Raw genomic sequence first — 17,593 nt, forward strand, 5'->3', positions numbered from 1 at the left:
TCTTTCAGTCGATACTACCGTGACTGACACACCGCTATCGCGAGCAAGCTCGCTCCCACAGGGATCATGTCAGTGCTAGTGCTGAATCTTGCGCCCGACCATATGCTGCAAATACCCCACCAGCATCCCCAGGTCCCCATCCGGTAACACCTCGGCCGAGAACCCGGGCATCTTCGCCTGCGGCCATTGGCGCAAACTCTGTGGATCGCGAATGTAGCGCTTGAGGAAGTCCGCGCCGAAATACTCGGTCGGGCTGTATGGAATATTCAGGTCCGGCCCGAACTGCGCATCCCCGGCACCATTGAGTCGATGGCATGCCAGGCAGTTCTTCTGGAACAATGCAAACCCCTTGTTCACCGGATCATCCGCCTTCAAGGACGGATCGGGCAGCAGGGCGGGAAAACGCTCGGCCACGGGCGCCAGGCGCTTGATGCTCGCCACCTGGAACGGCCATTGCTCGGGGCTGATGTTGCCGGCCTGCGGATCGGTCCAGACCAGGTAGAACGGCCCGGCACCCGGCTTGCCTTCCAATAGCGCTGGCCACGGTTTGGCCGGGTCTTCAATCGCCAGCCAGGCCCGCGCCCCTTGGGTATTGAGCAGCGGCGCCGCGGCCATTTCGGCGGCAAAGCCATCCAGGGCCACGGCTTGCAGGTGGTCGTCAGGCCTGATGCCGGTCAGCAGGGCGGACAGAGGTACGGCGCGGTAGCTCATGTCCCGTTTGTAGGAAACGTCGTTGCTGATGTTGATGGTTTGCACTTGGGGATGCTTGAGCAATTCCTCCGTCTGCCAGGTGCGACTGTTCGCGCCCAGCTCCAGATTCAGCTGTGCGGCATAAAGGGGCGAGCCGAACAGCAGGGCCCCGAGCAGAATGAGCATTTTCAAAGTGATTGCCGTCCATGTCGTGGAAGTGCCATGAAGGGTGGCACAGCCACGCTGGCCCGGGTAGCGGGCCAGTCACATTTTGATAGTGGCAATTCAAAAACTGTGACGCCGTATCTTTCAGACGCGACTAGCCGATGACCTTGGTCAGGTTCGGCACTATCAACAACAGCGTGGTGGCAAAAAGGATGAGCCCGGCTTGACGTACTTTCGATTGTTTGAACATGGCTTGACCGCCTTTATTGTTATTTCCTGATGCCTGCCTGCATATCTCCATGTTGGCAGCGCGTTGCACTTCCTGTAGTGACGAGCGCCTCGGCAAAACCCGACGACAACTTCGTACAAGTTCACCTTAGAGCCCGCGCAGCGCTTGGTTTAGATCCATTTCGTATGGTGTTGTCACGATTTGCTTTAAAAAAGGTATGAGGCCTATTGCCAGCTTCTTTGCCGCCCGTTGGCTAGACAGCTTGGTGTCCTGAATCGGTTAATCCGGTCGTTCATGACCGTCCGTCTGAGCGTGTGCGTCAACAACTGTGAGCGCTGCGGTCATTGAATCAAACGCGGCTCGGGCCAAGAGTGGGCACTCTGCCTTTACTCTCCTGCACTGCGGTTCGAGGACGTCATGACCCAAGCATTGATTTTCGACGCATTACGCACGCCCCGTGGCAAAGGCAAGGCCGACGGCGCCTTGCACAGTGTCAAGCCGGTTAACCTGGTGGCCGGTTTGCTCACTGCGCTGCAGCAGCGCACGGCGCTGGACACCAGCCAGGTCGATGACGTTGTGCTCGGCTGCGTGACGCCGATTGGCGATCAAGGTTCTGACATCGCCAAAACCGCCGCCCAGGTGGCCAATTGGGATGTCAGTGTGGCGGGGGTACAAATCAATCGTTTCTGCGCTTCGGGGCTGGAGGCGGTCAACCTCGGCGCAATGAAAGTGCGTTCCGGCTTCGAGGATCTGGTGGTGGTCGGTGGTGTCGAGTCGATGTCACGGGTGCCGATGGGCAGCGATGGCGGCGCCTGGGCGCTGGACCCGGCGACCAATTTACACAGCCATTTCACTCCCCAAGGGGTCGGTGCCGACCTGATCGCCACCCTTGAAGGCTTCAGCCGTCAGGACGTCGATGCCTACGCCCTGCATTCCCAGCAGAAGGCAGCGCGGGCGCGGGCCGACGGTTCGTTCAACAAGTCGCTGGTGCCGGTGCAGGACCAGAACGGCATCATCCTGCTCGATCATGATGAGTTCATTCGCGCCGAATCGACCCTGGAAGGCCTGGGCAAGCTCAAGCCGAGTTTCGAGATGATGGGGCAGATGGGGTTCGATGCCACCGCGCTGCGGGTCTACAGCCATGTCGAACGGATCAATCATGTTCACACCCCCGGCAACAGCTCCGGGATTGTCGATGGCGCGGCGCTGATGCTCATCGGCTCCGAAGCCAAGGGCCGGGAGTTGGGGCTGCAGCCCCGGGCGCGGATTGTCGCCACGGCGGTCACCAGTACCGACCCGACCATCATGCTCACCGGCCCCGCGCCGGCGACCCGCAAGGCGTTGGCCAAGGCCGGGCTGCGGGTCGAAGACATCGACCTGTTCGAGGTCAACGAGGCGTTTGCTTCGGTGGTGTTGAAATTCATCAAGGACATGGCGGTCGACCCGGACAAGGTCAATGTCAACGGCGGTTCCATCGCCATGGGCCACCCGCTGGGCGCCACCGGTTGCGCCATTCTCGGCACGCTGCTGGACGAACTGGAAGCCCGACGCCTGCGTTATGGCCTCGCGACCCTGTGTGTCGGCGGCGGCATGGGCATTGCCACCATCATCGAACGCCTCTGAGCCCGGACTTCAAGGAATCCCGTTATGAGCGAAGCCATTCGTTACGAAAAAGACCAGGACCGCATTGTCGTCTTGACCATCGACCTGCCGGACCAGAGCGCCAACACCATGAACGCGGTGTACCGCGAGGCCATGGCCGACTGCGTCGCGCGCCTGGTGGGCGACAAGGACAACATCGCCGGTGTGATCATCACTTCGGCCAAGAAAACCTTCTTTGCCGGTGGCGACCTTAATGAATTGATCAAGGTCGGCAAGCCCGAAGCCAAAGCCTTCTACGACATGGTGCTGACCCTCAAGGGGCAGTTGCGCACCCTGGAAACCCTCGGCAAACCGGTGGTTGCGGCGATCAACGGCGCGGCACTCGGCGGCGGCTGGGAAATCTGCCTGGCCTGCCATCATCGGGTGGCGCTGGATAATCCTGCGGTGCAACTCGGCCTGCCGGAAGTCACCCTCGGCCTGTTGCCGGGCGGTGGTGGCGTGGTGCGCATGGTGCGCATGCTCGGGATCGAAAAAGCCCTGCCGTACCTGCTGGAAGGCAAGAAGGTGCGGCCGCAACAGGCATTGCAGGCAGGCCTGATCGACGCCTTGGCGACCGACCGCGAAGATCTGTTGGTCAAGGCGCGGGCGTGGATTCTCGCCAACCCGGTGGCGGTACAACGCTGGGATGTGAAGGGCTATCAGATTCCGGGCGGCACCCCGTCGAATCCGAAAGTTGCCCAGATGCTGGCGATTGCCCCGTCTATCCTGCGCAGCAAAACCCAGGGCACGATGCCCGCGCCGGAGAAAATCCTCTGCGCAGCGGTCGAGGGTGCGCAGGTGGATTTCGACACCGCGCACCTGATCGAAACCCGCTACTTCACCGAGCTGACCACCGGCCAGGTCTCGAAAAACCTGATCGGTACATTCTGGTTCCAGCTCAACGAAATCAATGCTGGCGGCTCGCGACCTCAAGGTTTTGCGCCTTATGCCACCCGCAAGGTTGGCGTGCTCGGCGCCGGGATGATGGGCGCCGGTATTGCGTTTGTCAGCGCGTCGGCGGGTATCGATGTGGTACTCAAGGACATCAATCTCGCCGCAGCCGAGAAGGGCAAGGCGCATTCGGCAGCGCTGCTGGACAAGAAAGTCGGCCGCGGACAAATGAGCATCGAGCAGCGTGATGCGGTGCTGGCGCGTATTCAAGCCACCGAAAACGATGCTGACCTGGCCGGTTGCGACCTGATCATCGAGGCGGTGTTCGAGGATCGTGACCTGAAGGCCAAAGTCTCGTTGGCCGCGCAGAAGGTCGTCGGCGCGGACGCGGTGATCGCGTCCAACACCTCGACCTTGCCGATCAGCGGCCTGGCGTGCGCCGTGCCCGATCAGAGCAAGTTCATCGGCCTGCATTTTTTCAGCCCCGTGGAAAAAATGCCGCTGGTGGAAATCATCAAGGGTGCCAATACCAGCGACGAAACCCTGGCCCGCGGATTCGATTACGTCCTGCAAATCAAGAAGACTCCGATTGTGGTCAACGACAGCCGCGGTTTCTTCACGTCGCGGGTGTTTGGCACCTTCACCAACGAAGGCATTGCCATGCTGGGCGAAGGTGTGAACGCGGCGATGATCGAGACTGAAGCACGCAAGGCCGGCATGCCTGTAGGACCGCTGGCGATCTCTGATGAAGTTTCCCTCAGCCTGATGAACCATATCCGCCTGCAAACGGCCAAGGATCTGCAAGCAGAAGGCAAGTTGCTGACAGAGCATTCTGCGTTTGCCGTCATCGACTTGCTGCTCAATGAGTTCAAGCGTCCGGGCAAGGCTGCCGGTGGAGGTTTCTACGAGTATCCGGCGGGCGGCCAGAAACACCTGTGGCCGGAGTTGAAAAAACGCTTCGAGAAAGCCGACGGGCAGATTTCGCCAGTGGATGTGCGTGATCGCCTGCTGTTCGTGCAAGCCATCGAAACCGTGCGTTGTGTGGAGGAGGGCGTGTTGACCTCGACGGCCGACGCCAACGTCGGCTCGATCTTCGGCATCGGTTTCGCCCCCTGGACCGGCGGTGCACTGCAGTTCATCAATCAGTACGGCGTACAGGACTTTGTCGCCCGCGCCCAGTACCTGGCCAAGCAATATGGCGAACGGTTCGCGCCGCCTGCGCTGCTCCTGGAAAAAGCGGCGAAAGGGGAGGTCTTCTAAGGGTGTGATGACACATTTCGGGGCTTGCCTTGTCACCGTGTTTCGAGGCAGGCTCTGGGGTGTGCATTATTCCCATCACGTGTCAGGTATTTTTTATGTCGTTACGCATCTGCATTCTGGAAACCGACCACCTGCGTCCGGAATTGGTTGACCAATATCAGGGCTACGGGCAGATGTTCAAACACCTGTTTTCGCAGCAGCCGATTGCCGCCGAGTTCACCGTCTACAACGTGGTGCAGGGTGAATACCCAAGCGACGACCTGACATTCGACGCCTACCTGGTGACGGGCAGCAAGGCCGATTCCTTCGGCACCGACCCGTGGATCGAAACCCTCAAGAAGTACCTGTTGACCCGCTACGAGCGTGGCGACAAGTTGCTCGGCGTCTGCTTCGGTCATCAGTTGCTGGCATTGCTGCTCGGTGGCAAGAGCGAGCGTGCGACCCAGGGCTGGGGCGTCGGCACCCATAACTACAAACTGGCCGCCAAGGCGCCGTGGATGAGTCCTGTACGCGAGGAGTTGACACTGCTGATCAGCCACCAGGATCAGGTCACGTCGCTGCCGGAGAACGCCACGGTCATCGCCTCCAGCGATTTCTGCCCCTATGCCGCCTATCACATCAACGATCAGGTGCTGTGCTTCCAGGGGCATCCGGAATTCATCCACGACTACTCCCGCGCCTTGCTGGAGATTCGTCAGGATGCGCTGGGCCAGCAGATTTACTCCAAAGGCATTGCGAGCCTGGAGCAGGAGCACCACGGCACAACGGTTGCCGAATGGATGATGCGGTTTGTCGCGCACAAGCCGGCCGCTGTTTAAAACCTGTAGGAGCGAGCCCTGCTCGCGATGGTCGTGAACGATAACGCGCCAAACCTGACAGCCCAGGGTGCTCTCAGGTTTTTCGCGAGCGAGCTCGCTCCTACAACCAGCCGGACCTCTTGAAACTGGCCCACAACCCCAGGCAGCCCACCGTAATAAACCCCAGCACCCCGAAATAGCCGTAGTGCCAGCTCAACTCCGGCATGTTCTGGAAGTTCATCCCGTAAATCCCCGCCACCGCCGTCGGAAAGGCCAGAATCGCCGCCCAGGCCGCAAACTTGCGTTGCACCACGCTCTGGCGAGAGGCCTCCAGCAGCACCCCGACCTCAATCGTCTGGCTGGCAATATCCGCCAGGGTCGTGAGGTCTTCCATCTGCCGCGTTACATGGATCTGCACATCGCGAAAGTACGGACGCATGTTCTTGTCGATGAACGGGAAGCTCAGCTTTTGCAGTTCCTCGCCAATCTCCACCATCGGCGCCGCGTAACGACGCAGGCGCAAGACATCCCGGCGCAAGCCATGAAGTTTCTGAATGTCATGCTCATTCAGCGCACTGCAAAGTACGTTGTGTTCCAGCTCATCGATTTCAGCATGGATGGCTTCACCCATTGGCTGGTAGTTTTCGATGACGAAGTCGAGGATGGCGTAAAGTACGAAATCTTCTCCGTGCTCCAGCAGAATCGGACGTGCCTCACAGCGCTGTCGGACATAGGCGTAGGAAGCCGAATGGCCGTTGCGTGCGGTAATGATGTAACCCTTGCCCGCAAAGATATGTGTTTCGATGAACTCGAGTTTGCCTTCATTACGAATCGGCGAGTAGGTAACGATGAACAGCGCATCGCCGAAGGTTTCCAGCTTCGGCCGGCTGTGCTTTTCCAGGGCGTCTTCAATGGCCAGCTCGTGCAGGTTGAACTGGCGTTGCAGGTTGTAGAGTTCCTCGGCATTCGGCTCTTCCAGGCCGATCCAGACAAAGTGCCCGGGCTTTGCCGCCCAGGCTGCGCCTTCGTCGAGGGTGATATTGGTGACTTTCTTACCGGCGCTATAAACCGCAGCAGCAACAACTCTACCCATGATGGTGATTCACTTCTTCTTGGCCGCTTTCAATTGGCAACAAATGCAATGGCAGTGTCGATCAGCTTAGCCTCGCGAGGGTTTGAGAGTCAGTTAAATCTGCCGAGTTCGCCGGTAAAGTCTCGCAGGCAAAAGAAAACCCGCACCAGGCGGGTTTTCTTGTTCAGGCGGCTTGCAGTTGCCGGTCCATCGACTCGATGCATTCACGCATCTGCTCGCGGCACTGGGCAATCAGCAGGGGCATGTCGTCCAGGCTCAATCCGGCGGTAGGAATCGCCGGCAACGAGCGAATCAGGATTTTCCCGCTGCGCCAGCGGTTCAATTGCATGTGTTTGACGTAACTGCTGACACACACCGGCACGATGGGTACCCCGGCGGCAATGGCCATTTGGAATGCGCCTTTCTTGAAGGGGAGCAACTCCTCACCCAGGTTGCGCGTGCCTTCCGGGAATACCCAGATCGAAGTGTCTTTGTTTTGCAGGGTGTGGGTGGTGGTCAACATCGACTTGCGCGCCTTTTGCGCATTGCCGCGGTCGATCAGCACATTGCCGGCCAGCCAGAACAACTGCCCGAACAGTGGCACCCATTTCAGGCTCTTTTTGCCGATGCACACGGTACGGCGGGGTACCACGTTGCCAAACACAAACAAGTCATAGTTGGACTGATGATTGGCGATGATCACGCAGCTGTCAGGTTTATCCATCAACGGCCCGACTTCGGCCTTCACCCGCAAACGCAAAATGCACATGGCCGGCCACGCATACAGGCGTGCGCACAGGCGGCTGTTGTCCGGGTTGAAAGGCCGGCACAGGCCGAGGATTACACCCAGCACACCCGCCACGATAAAATGCAGGCCCATCAATGACATACGGAACAAAAACAGCATTTACAGGCACCACCGGGACAAAAGGTGGCGCAGTGTACGGATGTGCACTGTTTTCGGCAATTGCTGCCAGAGTAGTGAGAGATAGCCGATGTTTGTGTTGATGTTTCCGACCAATTGGTCAGATGCGGTCTAGAGCGGTCACAGAAGTTTTACCAGGACAGGTACGAAAAAGCCCGACACGACGGTCGGGCTCTTCGTTGCAGCAGATCCGGGCTTACCCCAAATGCTCCTGGTCCTGGATGATCGCGTTGTCCAGGGCCTCCAGCAGTGCTTTGCGCACTTTCAATTTGGTGTTCTTGTGCGCGGTCATGTTGATCTTCTTCAACTGACGAGCCGCCGCCAGTGCCGTGCCTTGCAGTTCTTCCGCCGACACCACGACATCCAGGAAACCGGCAGCCACGGCGCCTTGTGGATTGAACATCTCACCGTTGACCACCGAGCGCTGAAGCGCCACTTTGTTCAGGCGGTCACGGGCAATCTCGATGCCCGCGTGGTGCATGGTCATGCCGATCTGCACTTCGTTCAGGCCAATGCTGAACGGACCGTCTACGCCGATGCGATAGTCGGCCGACAACAGCAGGAACGCACCCTTGGCCACCGCATGCCCCGGGCACGCCACGATCACCGGGAAGGGGTGCGACAGCAAGCGGCGGGCCAGGGTGGAGCCGGAGGTCACCAGTGCCACGGCTTCTCTAGGGCCGGCCGTCATCACCTTCAAGTCATAACCGCCAGAGAGAATGCCCGGCTGGCCGGTAATGATCACCACCGCACGATCAGTCACTGCCCGATCCAGCGCAGCGTTGAACTCGGCAATCACATCCGGGGAGATGGCATTGACCTTGCCATTGCTCAAGGTCAGGGTCGCGATACCGTCTTCGAGATGGTAGGAAATCAACTCACTCATGACGCTATTCCTTTCAATAAAGTTGGGCAGACGTTACCCACCGCCGCAGGCCAGGTAAAGCGCCGTGACTGACCCGCCAGTCACCCTTTGCCTACCCGCCAGGCGCAGCCCGCCGCGCCTGCTGCACATTCCCCTCTATATAGAGGAGGGCACGAAGCCGGAGATTGGCCGGTTTGCCATGGTCCACAGGGCGCGCAAACGCTGAATCGCGTTAACCGCATGAAAATTCTGAAAAAAATGTTTGCCATCGGAAAAGCTTTCGACTACATTAGCGCGCCTCGACAGACAGAACATGTTTGAAGAGATACGGTGAAGTGTCCGAGTGGCTTAAGGAGCACGCCTGGAAAGTGTGTATACAGGAAACTGTATCGAGAGTTCGAATCTCTCCTTCACCGCCACATTTAGTAATCACAAACCCCTGATTTTCCTAGAGAGAGTCAGGGGTTTGTGGTTTTTTGCGTCTGAAAAAAGGCGATATAGGAACAATAAGCAGCGTACCTCCTTACGCAACTCTCAGATTTTGCCTACAACTTCAGCGAGACCCACCGGATATTCTTGTAACCGCCCCAAACAAAATCTGAACCTCAGACACGAAAACGCCGCTTTCCTATTGCTGGGTAAGCGGCGTTTTCTTCGCACGTGTTGAAGGGCTTCATGCATCAGCGATGTCATTCGCGGTTGCTAAACTCGGCGCGGTATCATGATATAATACCATGAATAATAAACAGCTCAGTACGCTCAAAGCTGTGTTCTCAAGGCCAGCCCCGGCCACGCTGGAGTGGGCGCGTATCGAGTCCTTGCTCGGCGCAGCAGGCGCCAGAACCATTGAAGGCAATGGATCGCGAGTACGTTTTGAACTCAATGGCGTGGTGGCCACCTTTCACCGTCCCCACCCCGACAAAGAAGCCAAGCCCTACTAGGTGCGTGACGCTCGGGCTTTCCTTGAACAAGCAGGAGTTACGCCGTGAACGTGATGAATTACAACGGCTATGCAGCCAGAATTGAGTACAGCGACGAAGATGGCCTGTTTGTCGGCCACATCGCAGGCATCAAGGATGTCGTTGGGTTTCACGGCGAGTCAGTCCAGGAGCTCCGAGCGGCGTTCGAAGAGGCCGTCACTGACTATCTGGAAACGTGCGCCAAGCTCGGACGTGCACCGCAGAAACCCTATTCGGGCAATCTGAGTCTGCGTCTGGCCCCCGCACTGCATGCAACGGTCGCGGTAAAAGCGCAGTTAGCTCACAAGAGTATCAATCAGTGGGTCGCCGACGTGCTTGATCGCGAAGCGCATGCCTAAGGTTGTGTTATTTGTTCACTGCGGTACCTGGTCAGGTGTGACTGCGGAATCGGACTGCTGCAATGGCATCAGTGCTTTTGCAAAGAAATGGCCAAGCTCACTGGCCTGCACCGCATTCAGTTTTTACATGTGTAAAGTCGTGGCAGAAAAACCCACTAAGTCAGCTCAAACCGCTCTTGCGCATAGTCCTTACCTGCCAGGGTAAGTTCAAAAATGGTGGCGCCGAACGTACCCCGTGTCACTTTTTGATTCACAAGACGTTTAGCCTGGAGTTGCTTCAGACCCTCTTCCACTTCAAGCTTGCTGAGTGAGACCAGTTTGCAAATCGAGTCCAGGTTTGCAACTTTTCTGAAGTTTGCGTGATAGGCCAAAACTTCCATCAGCAGCGTTTGGTTATCTGTCAACTGTGGAAACTGTGGGTTGTTCTTTTTGTAAATTTTTCGCTCTATCTCATGTAGCTCGCTGTAGGCTCCATCATTGCTGCGGTAGTAGATCACTAAAGTCAGGGTGCTGACGAAAGCCACGATAATCGTCAGTAGTGACCAATTCGGCATTGGCGTTTCCAGCTGAAGCCAACTCCATGTACGTAGCAGCCATCCCTTGGTCTCAGCCAACAACGTCAGCTCGAAGTAAGTGTCGAGTAGCTTTGTGGCAATGATCAAGGCGATAAGGAAGCCTGCAGCCGAGTAGGCCATAGCCTTGCAAGTGAACGAGGAATGATTGCCTTCTGCCGCCATGCTGATGGTCTCAAGTGCAGGGAACCGATCTTTTCAGCATAGCAGCAGGGCGCTCTGGCATTGGCCATGCAAGAAGTGAACAGGGTGAGCCGGCTGTTAGACTGTCCGGATTCTACGAATGGAATCGACATCATGCTCCATCCTCCGCAAGTTTTCGTGGCACAGCCAGGTTCATAGCGACTGTGCCGATGGTCATCGTCCGTTACGCATCACACCCGGTGACCAGCAACTCGCCAATGATCCCGTGACTTTGCCGGCGTTTGATGCGCCGGCTGAATATCTGAACAGGAATAAACAGCAATGATCACCACCACAACCCACTCCATTGAAGGCCGGCAAATTACCGCCTACCTGGACATCGTCAGCGCCGAGTCAGTGCAAGGGATCAACGTTGTTCGTGACGTATTTGCCGGGATGCGCGACATTTTCGGCGGGCGCTCCCAGACGCTGGAGCGAGCGTTGAAGGAAGCACGCATTCAGGCCACTGATGAGATCAAGGAGCGGGCGCGGGCGCTTCAGGCGGACGCGGTGGTGGGGCTTGACTATGAGATCAGCATGCCGGCCGGCAAGGGCGGGATGGTCGTCGTGTTTGTGACCGGGACAGCGGTCAAGTTGCGATGAGGGATCGCAGCCATTCGTCGGTCACATGGAGATTCGAACGGACAGTCCATTAGTGACCGGCTAGTCTCAAAAGCCTTGGCGATCGATATTTTTCAGGCAAAGGGCTTGCCGGTGTCGATCCCGCTCTTTGAAAGGGGTGAAGAGATGGCTGATCCGTATATCGAGGACGATGGCGCAGAGTTTCCGATCAACAATTGCGTGCAGTGTGGCCAGACTCAGTATGTGGCCAGTTTCGGCGAAGACCAGACAGAGGTCGACAAGATCAAGACCAGGGCGTGCCGAGTCCTGAAGGGCAAGTTCCTGCCCAAGGTGACAGCACCGGTCAGGAAGTAGGCGAACCCAGGCAGACCCCGTCATTGAGCGGGGTTTTTCATGTCTGAAAGGTTTTCATGACTAATTTTTTAAAGTGGCGATCTTTCACAAACTTTTCACAACAGCTGCCGTAGTCTCGACTTATCCGTTAGAAAGCAACACCTGGCCCGTTTCCCCAGCGGGCTTTTTTTTGCCCGTCGTAAAACCTTTTCCAAAATAGCTGTCCAACCGTCGCCAATCGCGAAGTTGGACCGGCGTGCTGGACTCTATCCGCGCCAAAGCATTCAATCTCGCCCCCTTGTGTGTACCCCTATTTTTTGAGGTTTTTGTCATGCGTTTAACACTGCCTGCTCTGGTTCTGGGGCTTCTGGTTGCTCAAGGTGCAATGGCCGGTGACGGTACTGCCGCGTTGGGTGGTGGCTTGGGCGGCGCATTGGGTAACGTGGTCGGCCAGAAGATGGGCGGCAGCACTGGCGCAGTGATCGGTGCGGGCGTTGCTGGCGCGGCGGGCAGCGCAGTTGCCGCCAAAAAAGGTCATCGCACCAGCGCTGCCATCGGTGGCGGTGTCGGCGCAGCCGGTGGTTCGGTGATCGGTAAAAGCCTGGGTGGAAAGTCCGGTGCCACCATTGGCGCAGGCCTGGGCGGTGCTTTGGGCGGCGGTGTAGGCAGCAACCTGGCCAACGGTCACAAGCGTCACTGATGCTGATCCAGATGTGAAAAAGCCCGGCTTGATGCCGGGCTTTTTCATATATGAACGATTTACGCCGCAACGGCTCAAATCTTCCATACCCCTGAAGAATGCGAGGCGTGCCATGAACCCCAAAACCGACGGCAAACAAAACGCAAGCCCGATGACTCGACGATTGATGTTGCCTGCAATTGTTTTTGGATTGCTGCTCTCCCAGGTGGCGCTGGCAGGCGGTAACGGAGATGCCGCGGTGGGCGGTGGTCTTGGAGGGGTGCTGGGTAACGTGGTTGGTGGCCAGGTGGGTGGCAGTACTGGCGCAGCGATTGGTGCGGGTGTCGGTGGAGCAGCCGGCAGTGCCGTTGCCGCGCCCAAGCGCAATCGCACCGAAGCGGCGGTAGGCGGTGGTTTGGGCGCGGCGGGCGGATCGGTGGTCGGCAACAGTCTTGGCGGTTCGACCGGATCGGCCATCGGTGCCGGCCTTGGCGGTGCAGCCGGCGGCGCGATCGGCAATGATCTGGGGGATGACAGTGGTCATTCCCATTCCGGTGGCGGCCATAAACACTCGAACAAGCACCACAAAAAGCATCACTGATTGAGTGAGGCATACCATGACTCTGGAATCCGAAGGCACGGAAGACAAAGACCCAAGTGGACAACCATCCATCAACGATCCCGGCAATGAAGATCCGGGATCGCTGATGGATGATGCCACGGTGCCACTTAACGATGCCGATGACGCAGGCGATGTGGGAAATATCGAGTTTGATGATGAGGAAGAGGACGAGGACTGATTGAACCCTGTTGCCGAATCAACCGATCGTCTATCTGGTCGAACGCGTCCATCGCGCAGTCCTCGATATGTCATGACCTGCTCTTGAGGTCAGATGAGAGGTGCGATATGAACACTGATCCAAAGGCCTTCGACGTTGATGAAACTCCGGAATATCCGCTGCCGTCACCTACCGACTCCTTGAGCCGCGACCAACGACCGCCGGACGATGATGCCGGCGTGGAGCAAGTGCCGAGCGACGAGAGCGACGAGAATGTCGAGGCAGATCCGCACGATCAGCGCGATGCAGATACCGACGGCTCGGGAGAGCCGGCTACTTCGAAGCGGCGGCGAGGGCATCCGGGTCCTTAATGCTTCCTGAGCGAATCGAGCCGAGGGGGTCGCCCGATCCCAGCGGGTCCACCCACCCCGTCGGGTTGCGGGTGTACCGATACGGGTTCAACCCACCGCCCGACTTGCGCGGATCCGGTGTCAGAAAACGACCGAAGTCCGGATGGTAATAGCGATGCCGGTTGTAGTGCAGGCCACTCTCAGCGTCGAAGTATTGCCCCTGAAACCGTAAGGGTTGTTCGAGCCATTCGCGACTCGATTTGCGGAGTTTGCCGTGGGCGGTGTATTTGGCCGACCAGACGATCGCACCGCCGTGGCCGGTCAGTTCCTGCGGGGTGCCGAGGTGGTCGAGTTGAAAGTAGTAGGCGCAGGCTTGTGCCCGGCCTTTGCCGTCGAGCAGCGCCAGTGGGCGGAAGCTGCCGGGTTCACTGCGTTCGTAGATGTAGCTGCGGTAGTGCCGGGGGCCGCTTTCGGCGATCAGCCGGTCGTCTTGCCAGAAGTATTGCGTGGTGTAGCCTTCAACCGTTTTCTGGATACGCCGGCCGAAAGCGTCGTAGCGATAGCTGACACCTTTACCGTCCGGGGGGCTGACGCTGATCAGGCGGTGCTGGCTGTCGTAGGTGTATTCGGTGACCTGGGGCGGCAGGCCGCGGCGTTCGCGGATCAGATTGCCGAAGGCGTCGTAGTCGTAGTAGCTGCCGTCATTGCCACTGCCACTGCCACTGCGCTGCAGGCGGTTGCCCTGGAAAACACACGGGCCGGGATGTTCGTGGATCAGCAGGTTACCGGCCGGGTCGTGGGTGAAGTGCTCTGCGCACTGGTCGCGGGCGTGATGTACGCCGGTCAGGCGGTCGAGTGCATCGTATTGATAGCGGCGTGAACCGTGGCGGCTGTCGGTAACCTTCAAGAGGTTGCCCTTGGCGCTGTAGGCATACTCACGGCGGTACAGCGGTCGTTGTTTTTGGCTGATGACATGGGCCTGCAAACGGCCTTGCTCGTCGTAGGTGTAATCGCTGAGCAGAAGGCCCTGTTGGCGCTGCTGTTCGCGCCCGCCGACAAAGCGATGGCGGGTCAGGGGTGTGCCGTTGAGGTCGATGGCCGTGAGGGCGCCTCCCTTGGCGTGGTGGTAGACGAGGATACAGGCGTCGGGCAGGTGCAGGCACTTGAGCCGACCGCAGACGTCGTAGTCGTAACGCAGGGTGCCCCAGCCCTGATGCTCGCTGATCAGTCGGTCCTGAAGGTCGTATTCGAACTGCAACGGTGGGTCCCGGCCGTCATCGACGCTGACCAGTCGCCCGAGCGTGTCGTGGTGGTACTCGACCCTGACTCCGTCGGGCAAGGTTTTGACCCGTAACCGCCCGGCGCTGTCACGCTGATAGCCGGTAACCAGCTGTGAACCTTCGTCGCCAAACTCGGTTTTCTTCAGCAATTGGCCATTGAGGTCGTAGTTGTAGGTGGTACGACGTCCATCGAAGGCGGTTTCCTGTCGGATCAATCCTCCCGGGGTGTAGTCCAGACGGTAAGTGTCGCCCACCTCGTTTTCGATCTCGGTCAGCAACAATTGCGCATGGTCGTAGCGGTACTTCAGCGCGCTGCCGTCGGGGTTGATCCGACGGCTGATCAAATGCAGGTCGTCGGCGTATTCGTAACGGGTTACCCGTCCCAGTTCGTCGGTCTCGGCGGTGATCCGACCGTAGGCGTTGTAGCGCCAGGCACGGCAGGCGCCCGTGGGCAACGTGGTCCGGCTCAGTCGACCCACGGAGTCCCACTCATAACGGGTGATGGCACCGTGTTCGTCCTGCCCGGTAATCCTTCGCCCCAACGCATCGTAGGAAAAAATGCGCTGAGAACCATCGGGCAAGGTTTCTTCCAGCAATTGCCCCAGGACGCTCCAGACAAACCGGTGAATGCTCTGGTCTGGAAAGCGGATCGTCAGCAAGCGCCCCAGCGAGTCGTAGGAATAGTGGGTGATCTGTCCGTCGGGATCGGTGACGGCAGTGATGTCTCCCTGGGCATTGCGCTGGTAGCTCCACGTCGCCTGAGCGCGGGTGCGGGCGTGCAGGAAACCGTGGCGATACTTGTAGGACGTGGGCGCCTCATCCGGCGCAAGCAGCGCGCTCAGTCGACCGGCTTCGTCATAATGGTATTGGGTGACGGCGCCGAGGGCGTCCTGCTCGAAGATCAATCGGCCCAGATTGTCGTAGGCCTTGTGCTGTTCGCCGCCGTCCAGCCCGATGTGGTGCACCAAGCGCGCGAATGGGTCATGAACGTAAACCTCTTGGCTGCCGTCGGCGTTGTTCACCGTCACGGTGCCTTGATCGTTCCAGACGTAACGCGTCTCCATCTGCGCAAACGAAGCCCAATGATGGACGCAACGGGCGGTTTTGCCGGAGCGTTCCCACGCCCAGAAGAAACTCGCGCCGCCCGCCATTTGCCGTTGCAGGATCACGTGCTGCTCGTCGTAGTCATAACGCTCGCTTTCACCCGCGGCGTTGGTCACCTCGACCAAACGCTGGCGGGCGTCGTAGCGGTAGCTGGCCAGTGTCTGTTCGGTGCGCCAGGTGTACGCCTTGGGCCCGCAGCGCTGAAACACCTGATAGTCGACGGCCACCAGGTGCTTGAGGTCATAACGCAGCAGCAAGGCACGGTCAGCGCCGTTGTCCAGGCGCTGAATCCGCTCAAGGCCGTCCCGATGTACCGTCAGGCGGTTGTCGTAGGCGTCGCTGATCGCGATCAGTCGGCCATCGCGGAAATGAAAAAAGCGTGCCGCGTCGCCAGCCTGGGCGAGAATCAGTTCGCCCGGTTCTTCGCCGAGGTAAATCGCCGCCCGCGACAGTCTGTTACGGATCAATGGGCGCGCCGTCGTCGGCCATGGAAATGGCGTGCGGCGGTTTTCGGCGTTGATCCACAGCACCTGCTCGCCGTGGAATTCCAGATGCTGGGACAGCGAGTGCCGCCAGCCGAAACCGAGCCCGTTGTCGAGTTCGACGGTACGGGTGCGATAGAGGCGGGTGAAGTCGAACGGCAAGTTCCCGTCGAGGGTGCCGTCCGTGAGGGCCAGCGAAACTTCACCGGTGACCATCGACACCGGGCCTTTTTGGGGGGCGGTGCGCTCGATGGTATCGATACTGGCGGCGAACCTGTGCGCCTGTGTCAGGGAACCGCTGGCGGGACATGCCAATACCTTTTGGGAATCGAACATCTGCAGACTTTCGCTTGGCGGAATGTAGGACCTGAGACTCTGCGGAGGATCTTCCAGGAAAGAAGTCGGGAAAGTTGGCGTTTGATGTAGGGCGAATCGCTAAATCACGAGAGCCATTCGGCGTGGATCGGGATTTCAACGTTGCTCTGATACGGCCACGCTCGTTATGCTGCTGAATCCTTTAATCCATTCGGGTGCGGGCCTCACCTGCGCCGCCCGGGATGCCTAGGAAAACGGATCAGATGCGATGAATGCACCGCTCAAAACATTCGGCCCGATCAAGGCCGTGATTTTCGATATGGACGGCTTGCTGCTGGATACAGAGGGCATCTACACCGAAGTCACGTCCATCATCGCCGCGCGTTATGGCCGAACGTTCGACTGGAGCATCAAGCAGAACATCATTGGCCGGGGCGCAGGGGATCTGGCGCGCTATGTGGTTGAAGCGCTCGACCTGCCGATTACCGCCGAAGAGTTTCTGGTGATCCGCGAGCCGCTGATGCGCGAGCGCTTTCCTACAGCGCAGGCGATGCCTGGCGCACAGGAACTGGTACGGCATCTGAAGGCCAACAACATTCCCATTGCCGTGGGTACCAGTTCATCGAGCCAGTCGTTTGGTCAGAAAACCACCCTGCACCGCGACTGGTTCACCTTGTTCGACTTCATCGTCACCGCCGATGACCCCGAGGTGGGGGCAGCCAAACCGGCGCCGGATATTTTCCTGACGGCGGCGCGGCGTCTGGGCGTCGCGCCCGAGGATTGCCTGGTGTTCGAGGATTCGCCCTTTGGTGTCACCGCGGCGAAAGCGGCGGGGATGACGGCGATTGCGATTCCGGATGCGGCAATGGCCGACGCCCGATACGCACACGCCGATGGCATTCTTCGTACGTTGAAGGCGTTCGAGCCGGACGCCTTTGGTTTGCCTGCGCTTGAGTGGGCCTAGCTGAAAAGACGGGATGACTCTGGCAAATGTGGGAGCGAGCCTGCTCGCGAAAGCGGTGTTTCAGACAACATCAACGTGTCTGATACTCCCTCTTCGCGAGCAGGCTCGCTCCCACAG

The 17,593-nt window shown here is 58.8% G+C and carries 17 protein-coding genes, 1 tRNA gene and 1 pseudogene; 13 read left to right on the forward strand and 6 right to left on the reverse strand.

The genetic code is table 11. From position 1 onward, the window contains the following. Positions 1 to 75: 75 nt before the first annotated feature. Positions 76 to 898, reverse strand: a pseudogene (locus Q8X48_RS07055) (c-type cytochrome). Positions 899 to 1,501: 603 nt separating this feature from the next. On the opposite strand from Q8X48_RS07055, the gene Q8X48_RS07060 reads away from it, so the two are divergent. From Q8X48_RS07060 to Q8X48_RS07070, 3 genes are all read left to right on the forward strand, one after another. Next, positions 1,502 to 2,707, forward strand: coding sequence for an acetyl-CoA C-acetyltransferase (locus tag Q8X48_RS07060; protein WP_407799528.1), 1,206 nt, complete (start codon positions 1,502 to 1,504; stop codon positions 2,705 to 2,707). 24 nt (positions 2,708 to 2,731) lie between these two features. Further along, positions 2,732 to 4,876 carry a 3-hydroxyacyl-CoA dehydrogenase NAD-binding domain-containing protein gene (locus Q8X48_RS07065; protein ID WP_407799529.1) on the forward strand — a complete coding sequence of 715 codons (2,145 nt, stop codon included), beginning with the start codon at positions 2,732 to 2,734 and terminating at the stop codon, positions 4,874 to 4,876. Positions 4,877 to 4,971: 95 nt separating this feature from the next. Next, positions 4,972 to 5,694 (forward strand): amidotransferase, encoded by a 723-nt coding sequence (locus Q8X48_RS07070; protein ID WP_007971914.1) that lies wholly within the window; start codon positions 4,972 to 4,974, stop codon positions 5,692 to 5,694. A 100-nt stretch (positions 5,695 to 5,794) separates the two neighbouring features. Here the strand turns inward: Q8X48_RS07070 and Q8X48_RS07075 are convergent, their stop codons facing one another. From Q8X48_RS07075 to Q8X48_RS07085, 3 genes are all read right to left on the reverse strand, one after another. Continuing rightward, entirely contained in the window at positions 5,795 to 6,766 is a 972-nt protein-coding gene (locus tag Q8X48_RS07075) for a magnesium and cobalt transport protein CorA (RefSeq protein WP_407799530.1), read from the reverse strand. A gap of 163 nt (positions 6,767 to 6,929) precedes the next feature. Continuing rightward, on the reverse strand, positions 6,930 to 7,652 hold the full coding sequence (locus Q8X48_RS07080) for a lysophospholipid acyltransferase family protein (protein WP_095964037.1): 723 nt from the start codon (positions 7,650 to 7,652) through the stop codon (positions 6,930 to 6,932). Between the two features lie 214 nt (positions 7,653 to 7,866). Next, positions 7,867 to 8,556: a crotonase/enoyl-CoA hydratase family protein gene (locus Q8X48_RS07085; RefSeq protein ID WP_102702387.1), complete on the reverse strand. Its 690-nt coding sequence runs from the start codon at positions 8,554 to 8,556 to the stop codon at positions 7,867 to 7,869. 308 nt (positions 8,557 to 8,864) lie between these two features. Between Q8X48_RS07085 and Q8X48_RS07090 the strand changes: the two genes are divergently transcribed. From Q8X48_RS07090 to Q8X48_RS07100, 3 genes are all read left to right on the forward strand, one after another. Further along, positions 8,865 to 8,954: transfer RNA gene (locus Q8X48_RS07090), tRNA-Ser, on the forward strand. A gap of 315 nt (positions 8,955 to 9,269) precedes the next feature. Beyond that, positions 9,270 to 9,476, forward strand: coding sequence for a type II toxin-antitoxin system HicA family toxin (locus tag Q8X48_RS07095; RefSeq protein WP_407799531.1), 207 nt, complete (start codon positions 9,270 to 9,272; stop codon positions 9,474 to 9,476). Between the two features lie 44 nt (positions 9,477 to 9,520). Further along, positions 9,521 to 9,853, forward strand: coding sequence for a type II toxin-antitoxin system HicB family antitoxin (locus tag Q8X48_RS07100; RefSeq protein ID WP_008017639.1), 333 nt, complete (start codon positions 9,521 to 9,523; stop codon positions 9,851 to 9,853). Between the two features lie 155 nt (positions 9,854 to 10,008). Here the strand turns inward: Q8X48_RS07100 and Q8X48_RS07105 are convergent, their stop codons facing one another. Further along, on the reverse strand, positions 10,009 to 10,590 hold the full coding sequence (locus Q8X48_RS07105; RefSeq protein WP_407799532.1) for a hypothetical protein: 582 nt from the start codon (positions 10,588 to 10,590) through the stop codon (positions 10,009 to 10,011). A 300-nt stretch (positions 10,591 to 10,890) separates the two neighbouring features. Here Q8X48_RS07105 and Q8X48_RS07110 point away from each other — a divergent pair, with 300 nt between their 5' ends. From Q8X48_RS07110 to Q8X48_RS07135, 6 genes are all read left to right on the forward strand, one after another. Beyond that, positions 10,891 to 11,211 carry a YbjQ family protein gene (locus tag Q8X48_RS07110; protein WP_015096087.1) on the forward strand — a complete coding sequence of 107 codons (321 nt, stop codon included), beginning with the start codon at positions 10,891 to 10,893 and terminating at the stop codon, positions 11,209 to 11,211. 144 nt (positions 11,212 to 11,355) lie between these two features. After that, positions 11,356 to 11,544 carry a hypothetical protein gene (locus Q8X48_RS07115; protein ID WP_033047548.1) on the forward strand — a complete coding sequence of 63 codons (189 nt, stop codon included), beginning with the start codon at positions 11,356 to 11,358 and terminating at the stop codon, positions 11,542 to 11,544. A 310-nt stretch (positions 11,545 to 11,854) separates the two neighbouring features. Further along, a complete protein-coding gene (locus Q8X48_RS07120) occupies positions 11,855 to 12,223 on the forward strand; it encodes a hypothetical protein (protein WP_015096085.1) in 369 nt (122 codons plus the stop codon). A gap of 112 nt (positions 12,224 to 12,335) precedes the next feature. Continuing rightward, positions 12,336 to 12,803, forward strand: coding sequence for a YMGG-like glycine zipper-containing protein (locus Q8X48_RS07125; RefSeq protein ID WP_407799533.1), 468 nt, complete (start codon positions 12,336 to 12,338; stop codon positions 12,801 to 12,803). 16 nt (positions 12,804 to 12,819) lie between these two features. Next, positions 12,820 to 13,002 (forward strand): hypothetical protein, encoded by a 183-nt coding sequence (locus Q8X48_RS07130; protein ID WP_015096083.1) that lies wholly within the window; start codon positions 12,820 to 12,822, stop codon positions 13,000 to 13,002. A gap of 107 nt (positions 13,003 to 13,109) precedes the next feature. Next, a complete protein-coding gene (locus Q8X48_RS07135) occupies positions 13,110 to 13,352 on the forward strand; it encodes a hypothetical protein (protein ID WP_095964044.1) in 243 nt (80 codons plus the stop codon). Here Q8X48_RS07135 and Q8X48_RS07140 read toward each other — a convergent pair. Then, complete coding sequence (locus tag Q8X48_RS07140; RefSeq protein ID WP_407799534.1) at positions 13,315 to 16,533, reverse strand: RHS repeat-associated core domain-containing protein; 3,219 nt, start codon at positions 16,531 to 16,533, stop codon at positions 13,315 to 13,317. The two genes, Q8X48_RS07135 and Q8X48_RS07140, sit on opposite strands and share 38 nt — an antisense overlap. Before the next feature lie 247 nt (positions 16,534 to 16,780). Here Q8X48_RS07140 and Q8X48_RS07145 point away from each other — a divergent pair, with 247 nt between their 5' ends. Further along, on the forward strand, positions 16,781 to 17,476 hold the full coding sequence (locus Q8X48_RS07145) for an HAD-IA family hydrolase (protein WP_095964046.1): 696 nt from the start codon (positions 16,781 to 16,783) through the stop codon (positions 17,474 to 17,476). Positions 17,477 to 17,593 lie beyond the last annotated feature (117 nt).

Source organism: Pseudomonas sp. QLc11A (assembly GCF_052112305.1).
Classification (GTDB): domain Bacteria; phylum Pseudomonadota; class Gammaproteobacteria; order Pseudomonadales; family Pseudomonadaceae; genus Aquipseudomonas; species Aquipseudomonas laurylsulfatiphila.

Excerpts from the sequence above, each read along its gene's own strand:
- Q8X48_RS07060 (WP_407799528.1), top strand. The coding sequence starts at position 1,502 with ATGACCCAAGCATTGATTTTCGACGCATTACGCACGCCCCGTGGCAAA.
- Q8X48_RS07065 (WP_407799529.1), top strand. The coding sequence starts at position 2,732 with ATGAGCGAAGCCATTCGTTACGAAAAAGACCAGGACCGCATTGTCGTC.
- Q8X48_RS07070 (WP_007971914.1), top strand. The coding sequence starts at position 4,972 with ATGTCGTTACGCATCTGCATTCTGGAAACCGACCACCTGCGTCCGGAA.
- Q8X48_RS07075 (WP_407799530.1), bottom strand. The coding sequence starts at position 6,766 with ATGGGTAGAGTTGTTGCTGCTGCGGTTTATAGCGCCGGTAAGAAAGTC.
- Q8X48_RS07080 (WP_095964037.1), bottom strand. The coding sequence starts at position 7,652 with ATGCTGTTTTTGTTCCGTATGTCATTGATGGGCCTGCATTTTATCGTG.
- Q8X48_RS07085 (WP_102702387.1), bottom strand. The coding sequence starts at position 8,556 with ATGAGTGAGTTGATTTCCTACCATCTCGAAGACGGTATCGCGACCCTG.
- Q8X48_RS07095 (WP_407799531.1), top strand. The coding sequence starts at position 9,270 with ATGAATAATAAACAGCTCAGTACGCTCAAAGCTGTGTTCTCAAGGCCA.
- Q8X48_RS07105 (WP_407799532.1), bottom strand. The coding sequence starts at position 10,590 with ATGGCGGCAGAAGGCAATCATTCCTCGTTCACTTGCAAGGCTATGGCC.
- Q8X48_RS07110 (WP_015096087.1), top strand. The coding sequence starts at position 10,891 with ATGATCACCACCACAACCCACTCCATTGAAGGCCGGCAAATTACCGCC.
- Q8X48_RS07115 (WP_033047548.1), top strand. The coding sequence starts at position 11,356 with ATGGCTGATCCGTATATCGAGGACGATGGCGCAGAGTTTCCGATCAAC.
- Q8X48_RS07120 (WP_015096085.1), top strand. The coding sequence starts at position 11,855 with ATGCGTTTAACACTGCCTGCTCTGGTTCTGGGGCTTCTGGTTGCTCAA.
- Q8X48_RS07125 (WP_407799533.1), top strand. The coding sequence starts at position 12,336 with ATGAACCCCAAAACCGACGGCAAACAAAACGCAAGCCCGATGACTCGA.
- Q8X48_RS07130 (WP_015096083.1), top strand. The coding sequence starts at position 12,820 with ATGACTCTGGAATCCGAAGGCACGGAAGACAAAGACCCAAGTGGACAA.
- Q8X48_RS07135 (WP_095964044.1), top strand. The coding sequence starts at position 13,110 with ATGAACACTGATCCAAAGGCCTTCGACGTTGATGAAACTCCGGAATAT.
- Q8X48_RS07140 (WP_407799534.1), bottom strand. The coding sequence starts at position 16,533 with ATGTTCGATTCCCAAAAGGTATTGGCATGTCCCGCCAGCGGTTCCCTG.
- Q8X48_RS07145 (WP_095964046.1), top strand. The coding sequence starts at position 16,781 with ATGAATGCACCGCTCAAAACATTCGGCCCGATCAAGGCCGTGATTTTC.